The sequence below is a fragment of the Frankia sp. KB5 genome (assembly GCF_002099325.1).
GTDB lineage: Bacteria > Actinomycetota > Actinomycetes > Frankiales > Frankiaceae > Frankia > Frankia casuarinae.
Genome location: NZ_MRUJ01000106.1, coordinates 1 through 17,769, shown reverse-complemented (window position 1 = coordinate 17,769; position 17,769 = coordinate 1). Strand labels below are relative to the sequence as shown.

The following is a 17,769-nucleotide window of genomic DNA, read 5'->3' as shown; positions in this document are numbered from 1 at the left end:
GGGCGATGCCGAGCACGGCGTGCGGGAAGTCGGTGAACCGTTTCGCGTAGGGGTAGACGACAAGCGGCGCGACGGCGACCGGCGCGAGCAGCAGGYAGAGCCAGGACAAGGCCGCGGCGGCGGTGAGGAAGACGGCGAGCGCGACCGCGGCGCCGACGACCGCCGTACGCACCGAGACCACGCCGGTGACCAGCTCTCGGTTCGCCGTCCTCGGATTACGGGCGTCGATCKCGCGATCGATGACCCGGTTTGCGGCCATGGCGAAAGTTCGGGCCGCGACCATCGCCACGGTGACGAGGGCGAGGTCCGACCAGTGCACCGACCGGGAATCCGCGAACGAGGCGGCGAGCGCCGCGATGTAGGCGAACGGCAGCGCGAAGACCGAGTGCTCGATGACGACGAGCCGCAGAAACGCCCGTACCCGGCCGGTGGCGTGTCCCGGGCCGGCTCCCGACCCTCGCCCGACCGACTCCGACGCGCCAGGCACCCACGCGGCGTCACTCACCGCGATCACCACTCCTTGTTCCTTGCCCARCCAGAGGCCCCAGCGTCCTTTTTGTCCCTCTGGCTAGGCAAGAAAAACGGAGGACGGTCACAGGCCATACTCCTTCCATCGGCGGGTGACCCGTTCGCGGACCGCCTCGTCCATGACGATCTCCTCCGGCCAGCCGCCGTCGCGCCGGTAACCCTCKCTCGGTAGCTTGCGGGTCGCGTCCACACCGACCTTGCCGCCCCAGAACTGCTCGTAGGCGGCGTGGTCGAGATGGTCCACCGGCCCGATGGTGGTGATCAGGTCGTGGGCATAGTCGACGTTGCCGAAGGCGCGCCAAGCGACCTCGTGGTAGTCGTGCACGTCGCAGTCGGCGTCGAYGACCACGATCAGCTTCGACAACGACAGCAGCCCGGCCCCCCAGACCGCGTTCATCACCTTCTGCGCGTGCTTCGGATAACGCTTCTCGATGGAGACKATGCAGCAATTGTGGAACACCCCCGCCTCGGGCAGGTCGTAGTCGACGATCTCGGGAATCATCATCCTGACCAGTGGCAGGAAGATCCGTTCGGTGGCCTTGCCCATCGGACCGTCCTCCTGCGGCGGCCGACCGACCACGATCGTCTGGAACACCGGGTCACGCTGCATCGTCATCACGTCGACGTGCAGCGCCGGGAACGGTTCGACGGGCGTGTAGAAGCCGGTGTGGTCGCCGAACGGCCCCTCGGGCAGCCGCTCCCCCGGCTCGAGCCAGCCCTCGATCACCACCTGTGCGTTCGCGGGCACCCGCAGCGGGACGGAGAGGCAGTCGACCATCTCCACCCGCTCGCCGCGCAGGTAACCGGCGAACAGGTACTCGTCGAGGTCGGCAGGCAGGGGGGCGGACGCGGCGTAGGTGACCGCCGGGTCGCACCCGAACGCGATGGCGACCGGCAGCCGCTCCCCACGCCGCTCGGCGACCGCGTGATGCGCGTTGGAGTCCTTGTGGATCTGCCAGTGCATGCCGACGGTGCGTGCGTCATGGCGTTGCAACCGGTACATCCCGAGGTTACGCGCCCCGGTCTCGGGGTGCTTCGTGTGCGTCAGACCGAGGTTGAGGAAGGCCCCGCCGTCGTTCGGCCAGGCGTGCACCCCCGGCAGCCGGAACAGGTCGACGTCCGGACCCTTGAGGACGACGTCCTGGCAGGGCGCGGTCCGGACCCGGCGGGGCGGGACCGAGGCGAGCGACGCTGCCTTGCCGAACGCCTCACGCAACCCGGACAGGCCGATCGGCAGCTGCGGGCGCAGCAGCGCGCCGAGCCGTTCACCGATGTCGTCCAGCGCCTCGACGCCGAGCGCGGCAGCCATCCGCTCCTCGGTGCCGAACACATTGATCGCCAGCGGCATGTCGGCGCCGGCCGGGGACTCGAACAGCAGAGCCGGCCCGCGCTCCCGTACCACCCGGGTCACGATCTCGGTGACCTCGAGACGCGGGTCGACGGGTACGGTGACGCGGCGCAGATCCTTCCGCCTTTCGAGATGAGCAAGGAACGCACGCAGATCCGCCCAGGCCATGAGCTCCATCCTCGCAGTCGCCACGGGTGGATGCCCGACCGCCCACAGGTGGTCACGATCCCAGTTCAACACGTCACGTCCCGGGCACGGCCTCGTCGGATAACGGACCGGGAGGACGAGGAGCCGGCGCGGAAGGCACACTAGAGATACACGGGCCGGCCATCACCACGACATGTACGTCCGTCGCGGGCCATAGCGGACGGTACGTRCTCGCCTGACCCATCTGGTGAGGTCGCCCGTCCGTGGCGCCATCCGTCCGTGACGTCGCCACGGGTCGGGGGTTTCGCCACGGGTCGGGGATTAGATGCCCGCGGATCGGATGTTCCATACCTGACAGGCCAAGACGGACATAACGATCAAGAAAAGCAGGAAGGAGCGACCGGCCGGTGCTGGGCCTCGCGCTGACGTTTGTGATCATTGGTGTTTGGGCTTACGCGATCATCGATGTCTTCGGGACACCCCCCGAGGAGGTTCGGATCATGCCCAAACTCGCGTGGATCGTAGCAGTGATCTTMCTTGGTATCTTCGGCACCGCCGGATGGTTTTTCTTCGGTCGACCTCGCGCGAACAGCGTCGGCGAGCGGCCGTTGCGCCGGCCGGTCTCCGACCATCCGGCCTTCGGGCAACGATCGTCCTGGGGCATCGACAGCCGGCGTGATGGCGGCTTCGGCCGGTACAGCGCGCGGACGGGCACCCGCCGGGCCGCCGTCCGGCCGAAGGGTCCCGACGACGACCCGGACTTCATGCGGGAGCTGTCCGCCCGGATCCGCAAGGGCGAGGCCGGACCTCCGTCGTCATCGTCCCGCGGCTGAGCCGCATGGACGCGGGGGATCCAGGGGCACGAGCCCGCGGCTGACCGGCTCCGCGCACCGGGACGAGCAGCGGTCCGTCGTTCCGGTACGCGGCCGAGCGGGGTGTTCTCCGCAGGCTGCGGGTGGCCCGCCCGTTCTCCCCGGCGGGGCCAGGCCGGGACCAGGGAGCAGCAGCCGTGGGGAGGGTCAGATGCCGGCGTAGGAGTGCAGCCCCGAGATGACCAGATTCACCAGGTAGTAGTCCACGAACAGGGCGCTGAAGGCCAGCAGCGAGATCGCCGCGGCCCGCCGCCCACGCCATCCGGCCGTCGCGCGGGCGTGCAGGTAGGCGGCGTAGCAGACCCAGGTGATGAACGACCACGTCTCCTTGGGGTCCCACCCCCAGTAGCGGCCCCATGCTGATTCCGCCCAGATCGCCCCGGCAATGATCGCGAAGGTCCAGATCGGGAACGCGAACGCGATGACCCGGTAGGACAGGGTGTCGAGCGCCGCCGACGACGGCAGGCGCATGACGATGCCGCCCCGGCGCTGCATGGCCTGGCTCGCGTCAGCCCGTCCGGCCGCGACCTCGGCCAGCCGATTTTCCCAACGCTCCTTGACGAGGAACAACACCGTGGTCACGGCGGAGACCAGGAACACCCCGCTGGCGACGATCGCACCGACCACATGGATCTTGAGCCAGTACGAGTTGAGCGCGGGCACCAGCGGTCCCGCTGCGACATAGAGCACAGTGCCGGCGAAACCGAGCGAGAGCACGACCGGCAGCATGACGAAGACGCCCAGCCACCGGACCGGCTGCCGGATCATCAGGGCGAGAAACGTCGTGACCGCGATCAGGCAGATCATCGACGAGAACTCGTACATGTTGCCCCAGGGCACCCGGTCCGCCGCGAGGCCACGAGTGATGACGGACCCCAGGTGCAGCGTCCAGCCGACGACCGTCAGCGCGACGGCGATCCGCCCGATCCACCGGGCACGCGCGGGAACCGCCACGTCGCCGTCGTTACCGGCGGCCAGCGTGTGCGCGGCGTTCGCCCGCCGCCGGACAGCCTCGATCTCCCGGGCCCGGGCCGCAGCGAGGGCCACGGCGGCGGGGTCGGACGGGTCGATCGGGGTCGCGGCCCCGTCGGTCGGGCCGGCCGCCTCGGCGGGATCGGCGGCGCCGCCGATCCCGCCGGCCGCCGCCCCGATCAGCGCTGCCGGCAGCCCGGCCCCCTGCCGTGCCGGGACGGCCGCCGCCTCCTGAGCCACGTCGTGGCGCAGGCCGAGCCGGCTGAACGCGAACTCGGCCGCGTAGCCGAGCATCGCCGTGGCGTACACCGCCTCGCCGCTGCCAAACAGATGATCGGAAAGGCTGGCTACGCCCTCGTTGACCGCCATCAGTGCTCCCGTTCGCTGGCACTCGACGCGGCATCGCCGGCTGCGGTGCCACCCGGTTCGGTACTACTGGGTTCGGTACTGCCCGGCTCGGTACTGGCTGGTTCGGTACTGGCTGGTTCGGTACTGGCTGGTTCGGCGCCGCTCGATTCCGAGGCGGTCGGCACGGACCGGTCGGTGCCCGCGGGCCCGGTGGCCTCGCGGACCAGGGTCGTGAKCTGGRCCAGCTCGACGGCGAACCCGTCGGCGTCGGAGCGGGACAGCCCACCGATCTCCACCGTGCACCCACCGGCGGCCGCTGGCCGGGCCCGCACCCATACCCGGCGGCGGCGCACCCGAAGACTCGCGATCAGCCCGACGATGATGAGGACCRCGAAGAGCAACGCCTCACCCTTGAACGGGTCGGACTTGACCTGGAAGGTGGCGAACTCGGCTACGCGGTCGGCCTCGAGGCTCATCCCGCCGGGTAGCCCGGTAAGGGTGCGCTGCCGCGGGTTGTCGAGGGCCAGGACCTGCGCGGTGCGCTCGCTGCCCGCCGGACCCGTCATCGTGATCTGGCGCAGGTCGCGGGTGTCGACCGTGTAGACATTCTGTGGAATGCCCTCGTTGAGATGGAGGTTGCCGACGAATCCCGTGATCGTCAGACCGGGCGCGCGGGCGGCGGGGAACGCGGAGACGTATCCCTGGGTCGGGTCGAGGCGGGTGGTCGGCGTGAACACGCCGCTGAAGGCCAGCTGCTGGGGCTCCTTGCGGACGCCCAGCGCGGGCAGTCCGGTGTCGGGGATCTTGACGGTGCAGGTTGAGGTGAACATGCCGTCCCGCGGGGTACACGGCACGTTCGCCTCCCAGACGACCTTGCGTGCGGCGTCGCGAAGCACGAAGTGCGGGGCGAATCCATGCCCGATGAGGTAAATCTTGGCGTTGCCGATCACCAGCGGATGGTTGACGCGGATGGTCGCCTTGCGGGTCGGGGCGTTCAGCGCGGCGGCATACGTGACGTCGGCGCGGAAGTCGGACGGCTGGCCGCTTGGCTGGAACGTGGCGTTGAACCGGTCCAGCGTGAGCGAGAACGGACGCAGCTTCGCGGTGTCGACGCGCTGACCAGCGTTGAACTGGTCATAGGAGATGATCGTGTTCGCGAACCCGCTCCCGGAAACGACGAGCACGGTCCCGGAGTATCCGTACCAGGAACCGAAGCCCACCGCGGCGAGCAGCCCCACCAGGGCAATGTGGAAGACGAGGTTGCCGGTCTCGCGCAGGTACCCCTTCTCCGCGGCGACGGAGTGGTCGGCAGTCCCCTTCGCGTCGTGGGCCTCCCCAGCTGTGGCCGTGGCCCGGAAGCGCCGTCGGCGCAGCGCCTGCCGGGCAGCCGCCATCGCGTCGGCGGACTCCATCGGACTCGTYCAGGCGCTGCCGCCGGGCAGCCGGCCGGGCCGGGCCGGGGCCTTCGGCGGCGCGGTGAACAGCGCCCTGGCATGCCAGCGGATCCGGGACGACAGGCAGCCAATCAGGGAGATGAACAGCAGCAGGTAGATCGCCGCGAACCAGGGCGCGGCGAAGACGTCAAACCCGGAGAACCGGTCGAGCAGCGGACCGAGGGTGGGGTGGTCGGCGCGGTACTGCTCTACCCGCATCGGGTTGATGGCGCGTTGCGGCAGCAGCGATCCGGGCACGGTAGCCAGGGCCAGCAGGAACAGCAGCAGCAGCGCGGTGCGCATGCTGGTGAGCTGACGCCAGGACCGGACGGCGAGGGCAAGGGCCGGATGCCGGGTGAACCGGCCACCGGCGCCGGGAGCGCGCCCCGGTCCGCCGGTCGGCGTACCGGGGTCGTCGGACGACGGACCGGCCGCGCTGTCCGGCGGATCGAACGCCTCGGGGGCGGCGGCGCGGGCGTCGGCGTGCCCCTCGGGCAGACGGCGCGCGCTGGCCGCCGCGTCGGAGTCGAATCCCGCGGACTCGACGGCGGAATCGAGGTCGGACTTCTCAAGGTCGGACTCGACCTCGACGGTGTCGATGGGTTCGACGTCGACGGACCCGGCGGYGAGTGGCGCGGGATCGACGGCGAGTGCTGCGGGATCGACGGTTCCGGACGCAGGCGCGAGCCGGGYGTTCGAACGGGTTGAGGAGGTCACAGCGGCGTCTCCGAGAAGCCGGGGGCGTAGGGCCGTAGGTTCGCAACCAGGTCGGCCCACTCCCCCGTGAGTTGAAGCACTCCGACCGTGACGAGCAGCATGCCGCCGAGCAGGGTCAGGATGCGGGTATGCCGTCGCARCACCCGCAGGGCGCCGACGGCACGTCGGAAAGCCAGTCCGACGGCGAGGAACGGCAGCCCGAGCCCGAGGCAGTACACCGCGGAGAGGAACGCTCCCCGCTGCGCCGTCGCGCTCGTCACCGCCAGCCCCAGGACGGCCGACAACGTCGGGCCGAGGCAAGGCGTCCAGCCGATTCCGAAGAGCACCCCCAGCACGGGCGCGCCGAGCAGGCCGGGCGCCGGCAACCGGTGGATGCGCCACTCCCTGTTCGCCCAGGACAGCCGGGAGAACACGCCGGCGAACGCGAGTCCCATCACAATGGTGACAACCCCGAGAAGCTGGCTGACGCCGACCTGATGGCGGGTGAGCCACTGCCCGAGCCCACCGAACGCCGCGCCGTAGGACACGAAGACCGCGGTGAAGCCGAGCACGAACAGACCCGTGCCCGCGGCGACCCGCCCACCCGCGCGCAGCCGGTACAGCCGCGGCCCGGGCGACCCGGTCCCCTCGTCGTCCCGGGCGAGGGCACCGGAGACCGCCGCCCCGCCGGCCACCGCCATGCCCGGCACCGCCGGCACCGCTACGGACACCGCCGGCATCGCCGGTGCCCGGCCCGGCAGCCCGCCCGGGGTGGCGGCAACTCGCCTCGAACGATCCTGAAGCTCCGCCCCGGACAGGCCGGTGACGAAGCTGAGATAGCCCGGCACCAGCGGAAGGACGCAGGGGGAGAGAAAAGAGAGCAGTCCCGCCGCGGCGGCGACCGGCGCGGCGAGCAGGACCGGCCCGTCGGTGATGAGCCCGACCACGCTCACCGCGGGTCCTCCGCCCCGGGCAAACGGTGCCCGCTCACGCCTCGGCCTGCAGACGGCTCAACGCGGGCTTCAGGTCGTCGGGCAGCACACCACCGGTGAACCGGGCCGCGATCCGCCCGTTCTGGTCGAGCACGAACGTCGACGGGAGGCCCGGAGCGACCGGCCAGCCCGCGGCGAGGGTGCCCAGCTTGTCGACGATGCTCGGGTAGGACCTGCCGAAGTCCTGCGTGAAGGCCTTCGCACCGGAGACGGTGTCCTTCTCGTTGACACCGAGGAACGCCACCGTGGGGTTGTCCTTGGCCAGCTGGACCAGGCCTGGCGTCTCCGCGCGGCAGGGAGCGCACCACGAGGCCCAGAAATTGATCACAACGATCTTCCCTCGGTAGGACGAGAGGTCGAGGGAGGTCCCGTCGAGAGTCTTACCGGACAGGGGGGGTGCTGGATGCCGGTTTCCGGGGGCGGCGAAGTCCTGCCCGGCCGCCTGCTGGACGAAGCCGTAGCCCCCACCACCGGTGGCRTCGACCGAGTTCGCCCCGGGGGAGCAGGCGKCCAGCAGCCCGGCCGCCGCGAGCGCCACGGCGGCCAAGGCGATGCGTCCCGCCCGGCGGACACGGCGGGCCGACCAGGCCCGGCGCGTCCGCCGCATCGGGGCAATGCCTGTCACCGGCGGGTCCGACCTGTCATCCGACGCGGACCGCCATCCCTTCTCCGCCACGCGAACCAGTATGTGCCCTGCCCCTTCCCACCCGGGAACCTGTCTACGACCAACTGTAGAACTCAACTCAGGGTAGGTGGAGGGGCCGCGAGACGCGCATGGGCTTCTCGACGAAGGACACCTGTGGGCTTCATCTGCCAGGCGGGCACCGTTCCGCCGCCTCACCGGCCGCCGGCCACCGGCGGGACCGGGAGCGGACGGTAACCGCGGATCTGAAAACGGGCCGTGACGGTGGCGCTCCCGGGGAAGGCGGTTTCGGCCCGTCGGCGCAGCTGGTCGGGCGCCCGGTGATGGCCGGTCGGGCCCATCAGAGCCAGGTCGACGATCTGCTCGGTGTTCAGCGTGAGCGGAACGTCAACGTGCTCGACGATGATCGGCTCGAACCGTCCGGTGGTCCGTTCGTCGAGCCGGTCGCTCTTGCCCGCCTGTATCCCGACGAGTCCGAGCGGGCCGTGCAGCTCGGCGAGATGGCCCGGCCCGGGGGTGACGACGATGAGCAGCCCGTCGGGGCGCAGCACCCGGTGCATCTGGGCCAGGTTGCGCGGCGCGAAGACGTCGAGGAGCACGGCGACGGCGTGGTCGGCCACCGGCCAGGGGGCTGCGACGTCGAAGGAGACCGCGCCGATCCGGGGATGGGCACGCGCCGCGCGACGCAGGGCGTACTTGGAGACGTCGACGGCGAGGCCGACGGCGYCCGGTCGCGCACCGACCACGCCGGCCAGATGGTGCCCGGTCCCGGCACCGATGTCGAGGATCACCCGACCGGGCGGCCCGAATGGCCCGGATAGCCCGGATGGCCCCCCGGGGACGGGATGCGCGATCTGGGCCAGCCGGGCGGTGAGCGGCCCGTAGTGGCCACCACCGAGGAAGGACTCCCGCGCGGCGACCATGACGGCACTGTCGCCGACGACCCGCCGAGTCCGGCCGGTGCGCAGGTTGACATAGCCGCCGCGGCCGACGTCGAAGTCGTGCCCGGCGGGACAGCGCAGGGATCTGTCCGCCGGGTGCAGCGCGTGGCCGCACACGGGGCAGCGCAGAAACGGCAGCACGGCCCGCAGGGCCGCGAGGGCCGGCGGGGCAGCGACGGCCGGCGGGGCAGCGACGGCCGGCGCCGGTGACTCGGGACCGATGGAGTTCGTCAGGCGCCGACCGATCCAGGCGTGTTCGCGGTCGGCCCGTTCGGCTCCGCGTACTCGACGCCGACGAGCTCGGAGTCCCGGTAGACGACCGTGGTGACGCTCGCCAGCCCGCACTGCCGCCGGTCGGGACGGTGCCAGAGGGGCACTCTCTCCAGGGCACGCCGAGCCGTCCAGACCGGAAGCTGGTGGCTGACGAGCACGACGTGCCGACCGGGGTGGGCGTCGCGCCATTCCACGACGGCCACGAGCATCCGCGCGGCGATCTCGTCGTACGGTTCGCCCCAGGATGGGCGGAACGGATTGAGTAGCAGGCGCCACAGGGCGGGGTACCGGACCACCGCCGGGCCGGCCTCGAACGTTCTGCCCTCGAAGGCGTTGCGGCTTTCGATCAGCCGCGGGTCGACCTGGACGGCGAGTGCGTGCGCCGCGGCGATGGGCGCAGCGGTCTGCTGGGCACGATCCAGCGGACTCGCGACCACGGCCGCGACGTCCAGCTCCGCGAGGAACTCGGCGGTGACCTTCGCCTGCTGCTGGCCCTTGTCGGACAACCGGAACCCCGGCAGCCGGCCGTAGAGGATCTTCTCCGGGTTGAAGACCTCGCCGTGGCGGACCAGATGCACCCGGGTCAACGAAGTCGGCTCCGTCATGCCCGCCCCTCGGGAGAGGCGGAGACGGTCACCGGTTCGGGTACCGCCGCGGCGGCACGTGCGGCCGCCGGTGCCGCCGCGGCGATCCGCTCCACCGTCTCGTCGTCATGCGCGGCCGAGACGAACCACGCCTCGAACGCCGACGGCGGCAGGTAGATCCCGGCGTCGAGCATGCTGTGGAAGAACGCCGCGTACCGGGCGGTGTTCTGCGCCTGGGCGCCGGCGTAGTCGACCACGGTGGCGGCGTCGGTGAAGAAGAAGCTGAACAGCGATCCGGCGCTGCTCGGCAGGTGGGCCACGCCCTCCTCGGTCAACGCGGTTGAGACGATCCCGGCCACGTCGGCGGCGCGGGTGTCGACGGTGGCGTAGACCTCATCGGTGCAGGCCCGCAGGGTGGCGAGTCCGGCGGCGACGGCAATCGGGTTACCCGACAGCGTGCCCGCCTGGTACACCGGGCCGGCGGGTGCGAGCCTGGCCATCACGTCCGCCCGCCCGCCGAAGGCCGCCGCCGGCAGCCCGCCGCCCATCACCTTGCCGAAGGTGAACAGGTCCGGCGACCAGTCCTCGATCGCGCCCTCGTTGCCCCACCAGCCGGCGCGTGAGATGCGGAACCCGGTCATCACCTCGTCGAGAATGAGCAGCGCGCCGTGGATGTCGCACAGCCGGCGCAACCCGGCGTTGAAGYCGGGCAGCGGCGGGACGACCCCCATGTTGGCGGCGGCGGCCTCCGTGATGACCGCCGCGATCGTCTCACCGCGCTCGACGAAGACCGCCTCGACCAGCGCGAGATCGTTGTAGGGCAGAACGATGGTGTCCGCGGTGGCGGCGCCGGTGACTCCCGGGGTGTCCGGCAACCCGAGGGTCGCCACTCCGGAACCGGCGGAGGCGAGCAGCGCGTCAACGTGCCCGTGGTAGCAGCCGGCGAACTTGATGATGGTCGACCGGCCGGTGAAACCCCGGGCCAGTCGCACGGCGCTCATCGTCGCCTCGGTGCCGGAGTTGACCAGGCGCACCTTCTCGACCGGGCCGACCCGGTCGACGATCAGCTCCGCGAGCTCCACCTCCCCCGGTGTGGGGGTGCCGAAGCTGGTGCCGACCGAGACGGCGCGCGACACCGCCTCGACGACGGCCGGATGGGCATGCCCGAGGATCATCGGCCCCCACGAGCACACCAGGTCGATGTAGGTACGCCCGTCCGCATCGGTCAGATAGGGGCCGTTGCCCGCCACCATGAAGCGCGGCGTGCCGCCGACGGCACGGAAGGCTCGGACCGGAGAATTGACCCCACCGGGAACAACACGCTCGGCGCGCCGGAAAAGCTCCTCGGATGCCGGCGCGGCAGACGGAACCACCATGCCCACGATCCTCGCAGGTCGGCTCCGCCTCCCGCGCCCCGCGTGTCCGGTGGCACGCCGCGTCCTCCTCCCCGGTCCATGCTCCGCGTTGACCCACCCGCCACCATCGCTGGAAGCCATCGCTGGAAGCCATCGCTGGAAGCCATCGCTGGAAGCCGCCGGTGGACGGGGGTCTGCCCCGGCCGCCCACCGACGGCGGCTCGTGCGCCCGGTCCTCCCCGGACACCCGCGGCCGTCGGTCGGCCGCTGTCCCTCCCAGGCCCCGGCGTTCGGCGATCCACCGCCGGTCGGCCCGATCTCGATGGGCGAGGACTACCGCGAGGGCTACAAGGAAGACGACGACGTTGTCCCGATGGTTGTCCTGGTGGTTGTCCTGGTGCTGCTTGCCCTAATGGTGCCCGGTACGCCGCCCACACGACCCACTCCAGTCAATGATCATTAGGGATCATTGAGGCAAGCCTGGCCCACGCCRGACGGATTCCGTCTCGGGACGGCCGCGGGATGAGGAGCTTCTCGCCGAGGCAGGTAATACTCGCCCGTGGGCCCGTCTGATAACCTCAGAATTCGCGGCACGCCGTCTTCGGGGTACTACACGTCAGATCTTCGGGGGACACTCGACGTGGCAGAGACGCAGTCCGTTAACCAGCGTGTACTGAACAGCCCGAGTGATCATTAGTCGAAATTCGTTGGCGGCCTCACCCGCAAGGACCGGCGAGGTCGTATAGTAGGAATTGTAGAGTGCTGCCAGATCCAGTAGATAGCGGACGAGAATGGCCGGGCTATCCTCGCCTGTTGCTCTGGTAATCTTGCTAGGCAACTCCTGCAACCTGAGAATGAGCTGCGCCTCTTGGTCGCTGACCTCGAAATGTGTCAGGTCAACCAGACTCGGCACGGGCTTGCCCCATTTCCGTAGGATTGCCCGTGCGCGGCATGCGGTGTAGACAACATACGGTCCTCCTGACTTCTCGAAGGYCGTCAAGGTCGGAGAAAGATCTCCGCGAGCCATGGCGACAGTCGTCTTCATGTCCTGCTTGAGGTCGTTGAAGACGAGCGAGCCGACCGCCAACTGCTGGGCGGCGACGGAGAGTTCCTCCTCCGTCATCGTGCCGCGCTCCGCAGACCTCTTCCAAAAGTGYTCGAATGACATTTTCAGTAGATCGTTTACTCCGGCGACGCTGTCTCGGCTTGAGAGCTTCCGGCCAGTCTTCTCATCGACGTAGAAGCCAAAGTAGATGTGTCGGAGGTCCAGTTCGTCACGGCTTGCGATGCCCAGGACCTCGACAGCTTGAAAGAGCCGCGCGAAATGGACGCGCTGCTCTTGGCCCACGACATAGTAGATGCCGGACGGGTCGAAGATATCACGGCGGAGCTTGATGGCTCCGACGTCGCGTGTCGCGTAGATGCTCCGGCCGTCCGACCTGCGGACCACGAACCGCTCGTTTCCTGGAAGAGGAACGACGATGGCTCCGAGATCCTTCCGGGCGAATTCCACAGTCCGGTCGCGAACGGCGGAGGTGATCTCACCGGCAGACATGGCCTGCTYGATCTTGGCGATTTCCTCGCGCAGGYGACTCTCCGTGAACTCGAATGCCCGGCCGTCGCGCAGAGCGRTCTCGATCACCTCATTACCGGCCTGGAAGTAAAAGCTTTCACCGATCGTGAAGTCGATGTGGATGTCGAGTKCTTCATAGAAAGAACGGAAATCTGCAAGGCTCCAGTCCACCATCTTGGACCAGAGTTCCACCTCCTCGGAGTCTCCGCCCTCCAGCCTCGCAAAGCGGGCATCCGACGCCTCCACGTAACCCTTGAACGCAGACTCAAGCGCATCCTTGCTGTCCACGCCCGGGAAATAGCGCTGGAGCACGGCGGCGTCCGATTCGCTGGCGCCRCCCAGCCCTCCGCCGGAGGCAACCACCCTCTCCAGCGCGCGGCGGATGGCGTAGATCTCCAGCAGGCGATCGTTCTCGGTCATGGCTGCGGGAAACATATCGCCGAAACGGCGAAACCCCTCCAGCATGAAACCGAATCCGCCGAAGTCATTGATGTGGTTCAACCGGTATACGAGCGCACCGCATGCTTGGTGTAGATTGCCGAGCACATGCCCAATGATAGTTGATCGGACGTGTCCGGCGTGAAGCTTCTTCGCGACGTTCGGCGACGAGTATTCGATGATGWGGGTCCGCCTGGCGGCACTGTCGTTCTCGCCGAATCTATCRCCAAGGCTGTTGATCCCCTGGACGGCCTGCGCCAGCCAGTTATCGGACAGCGTGAGATTGATGTAGATGCCTTTGGCGGTGRCCTCGGAAATTACCTTCTTGAGCTCCTCGACCTGCAGGGCCTCGATGGCCCGCGGAATGTAGGTCCTAACGAACTCTTTCGCGCCCGCCTCTTTAAGGAGCATCGGCATCTTAACCGTCACGTCGGCGCCGAACTTCTCTCGGGAGATCAACTCGATCTCTGCCGTGAGATCGGAACGCGCAAACTTCTCCTGCAATGCTTGCGTGACGATCGCACTTAGCCTTGCCAGCGGATAGTCGCGTGACGAAGGAAAGGCCGCGGGGCGAGACCCGCGAACCCGGTCGCGGAGATCTTCGATATCACGCCTACGCGTGGAGGTCACCTGGGCAAGCATATTCACGGCTCAGAGTTTATCAGGGCGGCATAGATTGGCTGGTGGAGGCGGTGTTTGCCCGTTCCTCATGTTGGGCGTTGGGCTTCGTGCGGACGATTTCGTGGCGGTTCGTCGGCACGGTGGCCGGGCTGGCACAGCCGATCCGAGCCCTCAGTCGGAGCATCGCTCGGCCCCGGTCCGCCAGCGCCCTGTCCGACCCGGGCGAGGACGAGTGCAGCGGCTGGGCCARCACGCAGCCGACGAGGCCCCGGCGGTGTTGGTTCAGGCCGCGGGCCGGGACGGTGCCGATGGAACTTCCACCACCCCTCCCCCAAGCGACCCAGTCGACGCAGGTTTTCACGCTCCGTGAAAGTGGCGGACGTCACACCAGTCGAGGCTTCTGATCGTTTCCAGACTCGCTCGGACGTCCGTACCCCTCCGCGCCCCCGAACCGGCGATCGGCACAATGCGGCCGTTCCGATCCCCACAGCCCGCCGTCTGTAGGGATCGCGCGACGTTGGCCATCCCGGGGCCTGGTGAGAGGTGTACGGGATCTCGGTGGCCGCCGATCTGGTCGGGATGGACCCGCAGAGCCTGCGTCTGTACGAGCGGCGCGGGCTGCTGGAGCCGGCCCGCACCGACGGCGGGACCCGCCGCTACAGCAGCGACGACCTGGCCCGGCTTCAACGGATCGGGCATCTATCTGCGATCCCTAGACCGTTGTAGGAAACGGATCTACTTGGCCACTCCGAGCTGGCAGGTCGCGGTTGTTGGCCAGCGCCAGCGCCCCGGCTGGCCACCGTAGTTGGCCAGCCGGGGCACGCCTAGGATGATCGGCCATGGCCGAGTCTGCCCCGAACTATCTGACGACCGTCGCGGCGGCGTATGACGGCGTGGCCGAGGTGTATGCCGAGCTATTCGCCGACGTGCTCGACCGCCAGCCGCTGGAGCGTGCGCTGCTGTCCGCGTTCGCCGACCTCACGCGCCCCCTGCCCGGCCCGGTCGCCGACCTCGGCTGCGGGCCCGGCTATGCGACGGCCCACCTGCACCGCTTGGGGCTGGACGTGTTCGGCGTGGACCTGTCACCGAAGATGATCGCTATCGCTCGACGCTCACATCCACAGCTGCGTTTCGAGGTGGGCACGATGACCGCGCTGGACCTGCCGGACGGCATCCTCAGCGGCGCCCTGTGCCGCTACTCGCTCATCCACACCCCGCCCGCCGACATCCCCGCCATCCTCGCCGAGATCTACCGCCTCCTTGCACCCGGCGGCCACCTGCTCCTCGGCTTTCTGGCCACCGACGAGCCCGCGGCCGGGGTGCACGCCTATGACCACCGGGTCACCGGCGCGTACCGCTGGCCGCCCGACCACCTCACCGAGCTGGCACGGCAGGCAGGACTGGTCGAGGTCGCCCAGCTGGTACGAGCACCGACGGACGAAGAACGAGGCCGACAGGCCCAGCTACTGGCCCGCCGCCCCCAGCAGACGTAGGCCTCCACCGGATTACGCCCGTACCGGCACCGAGACCACCTCACATCCGAAACAGCCCATCCTCAGGCAACCGGCCCCCTCGCCGTCGCTCGGCGCGGCCAGAGGAGGGGCCGACGGGCAGCGTCTACTTGGCCATTTTTGGCGATCCAGGAGGCGGCGGAGGCGCTGTTCGTCGTGATGCAGAACCTGGTGTCAGGTGAACCGATCGGCGAGGTCGCGCAGTCTGCGTGCCGCGGCGAGGACGTCCTGAACATCACCGCCGCCTGGCAGGATCGCTGACTCCTCCATCCTGGTCGCGTAGCGCAGGTAGCGGTCTCGCGCGTAGTCCCGGCACGGCAGGCAGGTGACACGTTCGGGATGGGTGGAGGTCGAGGCATACGAGACCTGCGTGCCGCATCCCGTCCGCACCGCGTGAGGTGCGTCGCCGACGAGCCCGAACACTGATGCCGTCACCGCGCGCAGATCGGCGCTGGCGTTCGGCACGGCCCACTCGACATGTACATGCGGGTCGTCCACGCTGCCCCTCCTTCGAACCCATCGTCCCATCGGGCCCGCCGGTTCGTCGCTGTCTGCGGGCAGACCTGCGATGTCTGCGTGGCCGTACGGTGGAACCCGTGATCCTCCCCAAGGAGCGGGACCCCCGGTTCATCACGGTTCGCCGTGGGGGCACGCTCACGGACTCCGATCATCAGCTCCTGGCCGTGTGGGCGGCAGCCTGCGCAGAACACGTTCTGTACCTCTTCGAGTCGGTGCAGCCGTCGGACCCCCGGCCCCGCCATGCGATCGAGCAGATTCGAGCCTGGTCGCGAGGCGAGATCACGATGTCCCAGTCCCGCTCGGCAGGCGGCCATGCCATGGCCGCCGCCAGGGTGATGAGCGGAGCGGCTCGTCACGCGGCGTTCGCCGCCGGTCAGGCCGGGGTGGTCGCCCATGTCGCCGCACACGAACTCGGTGCCGCGGCCTACGCGATCAAGGCCGCGCGGGCGGCGGCGCCCGCGGGCGAAGCTGAGGCCGCCGCACGGCTTGAGTGCCGTTGGCAGCGAGAACAGCTCCCGGACGCGATTCGCGAACTGGTTCTGGACGATCAGCGACTGCGCAACGACATCTGCTGGTCAGTGTTCGACGGCTGACACTGCTGCGACCGTCGTGGCCTGTCTGAGGACGGGATGCGGCGAGGTGGAACATCAGCGGTTCGATGCGGAACCGGCCCTCGGCCGGGGCGGCGAGTTCCTCCTCGACGACGTCGGACGTTAACCCGGTTCATCACGAATGCCCGTGGCGTCGCGCCCCAGGAACAGTCATGACGGAGTGGGTCAGGAGGGTGTCCTCCCCGGATTCCGAGTGCGGTCGAGGAGATCAAGGATGGGCAGGAGGGTGTGGGCGAGGTGTTCGCCGTGCGGGGTGAGCATGAGGTGTTCTTGATCGTCGGTGTGCAGCAGTGCGGCGCCGACGGTGTGTTCAAGGTGGTGGATCTGCCGTCTGAGGGCGTCGGTGCGGATGCCGAGGGCGCGGGCGGCGTCGCGGAGGTGGGCGTGGCCGGGGGTGGCGAGCAGTCTGCGGACACGCTGTTCGGCGCCTCGGCCGTCGAGGACGGTCCAGGTCAGCGGGGTGAACGCGTCGGGTCCTCCGTGCGGGGCCAGGGGGTGGGTGTGGGCGGCGGTGCCGCGGCGGGTGGGGATGCCGAGGGCGCGTGCTCGGGCGCTGACGTCGGTGCCATGGATGCCGAGCTCGGCGGCGATGTCGGCGAAGTGTCGTCGCTTGACTTCGTATTGCTCGCGTAGCCAGGCGGGATCGACCGCGGCGAGGATCGCGCGCCCGGACAGCTGGGTGGGCTCCGTGATGGTCGGGGGCTGGACAGTGTGGGGCGGTTCGATGGGGGTGGGGCGGGGTCGGTGGGCCCAGAGTTCCCGGCGGTGCACGCGGGTGGGGTCGAGGCCGGGCCAGGTGATGCCGGTGATCCAGTCGAAGGGCGGTTCCCAGGTGACAGGTTCGTCGATCCTGCCGCGGCGCAGGATGTGTGCGGCGCGGTCGTGCAGATAAGCGATCGCGCCAGGCGGTCTCGTCGAAGTCAGGCTGGCGCAGGCGTCGCCATCGCCGGCGGCGGGCGTAATCGATGGGGGCGCCGTGGGTGTCGAAGGCGACGGCGTGCAGGTCGTCGAGGCGCTGCGCGACACCCGCCGGCCGGGCGACGGTGCCAGGATGGCTGCGGCCGAGCTCGGCGAGCAGATTGTCTACGTGACGTTGCGCGGTGACGATCGGACCATCGGGACGCAGCGCGACCGCGTCGGTGTCGGCGGGTGGGGCCGTGCAGGCGGGCGGCTGGCGTCCGCGCGGGTGTGACGGGAGCGGCAGGCCGGTCGTGTCGCACCGTCCCGGGGTCGCGGGGCGGCTGGTCAAGGGCGGGGCGGTGAGCCCGGCCGCAGACGGGGCAGGTGTCGACGAGCAGAAGATGATGACGGGTGCAGGCGAAGGTCCAGGGCAGCCGCCAGGCCAGCATCCACCGTCCGCCGTT

16 protein-coding genes and 1 pseudogene are annotated in these 17,769 nt (G+C 69.6%); 5 read left to right on the top strand and 12 right to left on the bottom strand.

Annotated elements, in window-relative coordinates; all coding sequences use genetic code 11:
* Together KBI5_RS11940 and KBI5_RS11935 are read right to left on the bottom strand one after the other, a co-directional pair.
* The coding region (locus KBI5_RS11940; RefSeq protein ID WP_198537657.1) for a UbiA family prenyltransferase at nt 1–505 on the bottom strand (505 nt) is incomplete at its 3' end.
* 87 nt (nt 506–592) lie between these two features.
* On the bottom strand, nt 593–2,044 hold the full coding sequence (locus tag KBI5_RS11935) for a menaquinone biosynthesis decarboxylase (protein WP_085015262.1): 1,452 nt from the start codon (nt 2,042–2,044) through the stop codon (nt 593–595).
* 386 nt (nt 2,045–2,430) lie between these two features.
* Here KBI5_RS11935 and KBI5_RS11930 point away from each other — a divergent pair, with 386 nt between their 5' ends.
* The gene (locus KBI5_RS11930) at nt 2,431–2,856 is read left to right on the top strand and encodes a PLD nuclease N-terminal domain-containing protein (protein ID WP_085015259.1); all 426 of its coding nucleotides are present in this window, start codon (nt 2,431–2,433) and stop codon (nt 2,854–2,856) included.
* A gap of 186 nt (nt 2,857–3,042) precedes the next feature.
* Here the strand turns inward: KBI5_RS11930 and ccsB are convergent, their stop codons facing one another.
* The 8 genes from ccsB to argS form a co-directional block, all read right to left on the bottom strand.
* Entirely contained in the window at nt 3,043–4,236 is a 1,194-nt protein-coding gene (ccsB, locus tag KBI5_RS11925) for a c-type cytochrome biogenesis protein CcsB (RefSeq protein WP_011434973.1), read from the bottom strand.
* Nucleotides 4,236–6,365: a cytochrome c biogenesis protein ResB gene (locus tag KBI5_RS11920; protein ID WP_085015258.1), complete on the bottom strand. Its 2,130-nt coding sequence runs from the start codon at nt 6,363–6,365 to the stop codon at nt 4,236–4,238. Before KBI5_RS11920 ends, ccsB begins: the two co-directional genes overlap by 1 nt.
* Nucleotides 6,362–7,297 (bottom strand): cytochrome c biogenesis protein CcdA, encoded by a 936-nt coding sequence (locus tag KBI5_RS11915; protein WP_011434971.1) that lies wholly within the window; start codon nt 7,295–7,297, stop codon nt 6,362–6,364. The genes KBI5_RS11920 and KBI5_RS11915 overlap by 4 nt, the downstream gene beginning before the upstream one ends.
* A 34-nt stretch (nt 7,298–7,331) precedes the next feature.
* On the bottom strand, nt 7,332–7,961 hold the full coding sequence (locus KBI5_RS11910) for a TlpA disulfide reductase family protein (protein ID WP_085015261.1): 630 nt from the start codon (nt 7,959–7,961) through the stop codon (nt 7,332–7,334).
* A 212-nt stretch (nt 7,962–8,173) separates the two neighbouring features.
* Entirely contained in the window at nt 8,174–9,061 is an 888-nt protein-coding gene (locus tag KBI5_RS11905) for a putative RNA methyltransferase (RefSeq protein WP_241882832.1), read from the bottom strand.
* 89 nt (nt 9,062–9,150) lie between these two features.
* Nucleotides 9,151–9,798, bottom strand: a complete 648-nt coding sequence (locus KBI5_RS11900) for a histidine phosphatase family protein (protein WP_085015257.1) — start codon at nt 9,796–9,798, stop codon at nt 9,151–9,153.
* Nucleotides 9,795–11,153, bottom strand: coding sequence for a glutamate-1-semialdehyde 2,1-aminomutase (gene hemL / locus KBI5_RS11895; RefSeq protein WP_085015256.1), 1,359 nt, complete (start codon nt 11,151–11,153; stop codon nt 9,795–9,797). Before hemL ends, KBI5_RS11900 begins: the two co-directional genes overlap by 4 nt.
* 595 nt (nt 11,154–11,748) lie before the next feature.
* Entirely contained in the window at nt 11,749–13,785 is a 2,037-nt protein-coding gene (gene argS / locus KBI5_RS11885) for an arginine--tRNA ligase (protein WP_241882833.1), read from the bottom strand.
* A gap of 522 nt (nt 13,786–14,307) precedes the next feature.
* Here argS and KBI5_RS11880 point away from each other — a divergent pair.
* A pseudogene (locus KBI5_RS11880) lies at nt 14,308–14,466 on the top strand (MerR family transcriptional regulator); the annotation flags it as partial.
* 137 nt (nt 14,467–14,603) lie between these two features.
* Complete coding sequence (locus KBI5_RS11875; protein ID WP_011434963.1) at nt 14,604–15,257, top strand: class I SAM-dependent methyltransferase; 654 nt, start codon at nt 14,604–14,606, stop codon at nt 15,255–15,257.
* A 192-nt stretch (nt 15,258–15,449) separates the two neighbouring features.
* On the opposite strand, the gene KBI5_RS11870 is transcribed toward KBI5_RS11875, so the two are convergent.
* Entirely contained in the window at nt 15,450–15,773 is a 324-nt protein-coding gene (locus KBI5_RS11870; protein WP_023839810.1) for a hypothetical protein, read from the bottom strand.
* Nucleotides 15,774–15,871: 98 nt separating this feature from the next.
* On the opposite strand from KBI5_RS11870, the gene KBI5_RS11865 reads away from it, so the two are divergent.
* Nucleotides 15,872–16,387 (top strand): putative immunity protein, encoded by a 516-nt coding sequence (locus KBI5_RS11865; protein ID WP_023839811.1) that lies wholly within the window; start codon nt 15,872–15,874, stop codon nt 16,385–16,387.
* Between the two features lie 183 nt (nt 16,388–16,570).
* On the opposite strand, the gene KBI5_RS11860 is transcribed toward KBI5_RS11865, so the two are convergent.
* The gene (locus tag KBI5_RS11860) at nt 16,571–17,176 is read right to left on the bottom strand and encodes a LysR family transcriptional regulator (protein WP_198537655.1); all 606 of its coding nucleotides are present in this window, start codon (nt 17,174–17,176) and stop codon (nt 16,571–16,573) included.
* A 205-nt stretch (nt 17,177–17,381) separates the two neighbouring features.
* Between KBI5_RS11860 and KBI5_RS26315 the strand changes: the two genes are divergently transcribed.
* The gene (locus KBI5_RS26315) at nt 17,382–17,597 is read left to right on the top strand and encodes a hypothetical protein (RefSeq protein WP_023839813.1); all 216 of its coding nucleotides are present in this window, start codon (nt 17,382–17,384) and stop codon (nt 17,595–17,597) included.
* Nucleotides 17,598–17,769: the final 172 nt, after the last annotated feature.

Excerpts from the sequence above, each read along its gene's own strand:
- ccsB (WP_011434973.1), bottom strand. The coding sequence starts at position 4,236 with ATGGCGGTCAACGAGGGCGTAGCCAGCCTTTCCGATCATCTGTTTGGC.
- KBI5_RS11875 (WP_011434963.1), top strand. The coding sequence starts at position 14,604 with ATGGCCGAGTCTGCCCCGAACTATCTGACGACCGTCGCGGCGGCGTAT.
- KBI5_RS11900 (WP_085015257.1), bottom strand. The coding sequence starts at position 9,798 with ATGACGGAGCCGACTTCGTTGACCCGGGTGCATCTGGTCCGCCACGGC.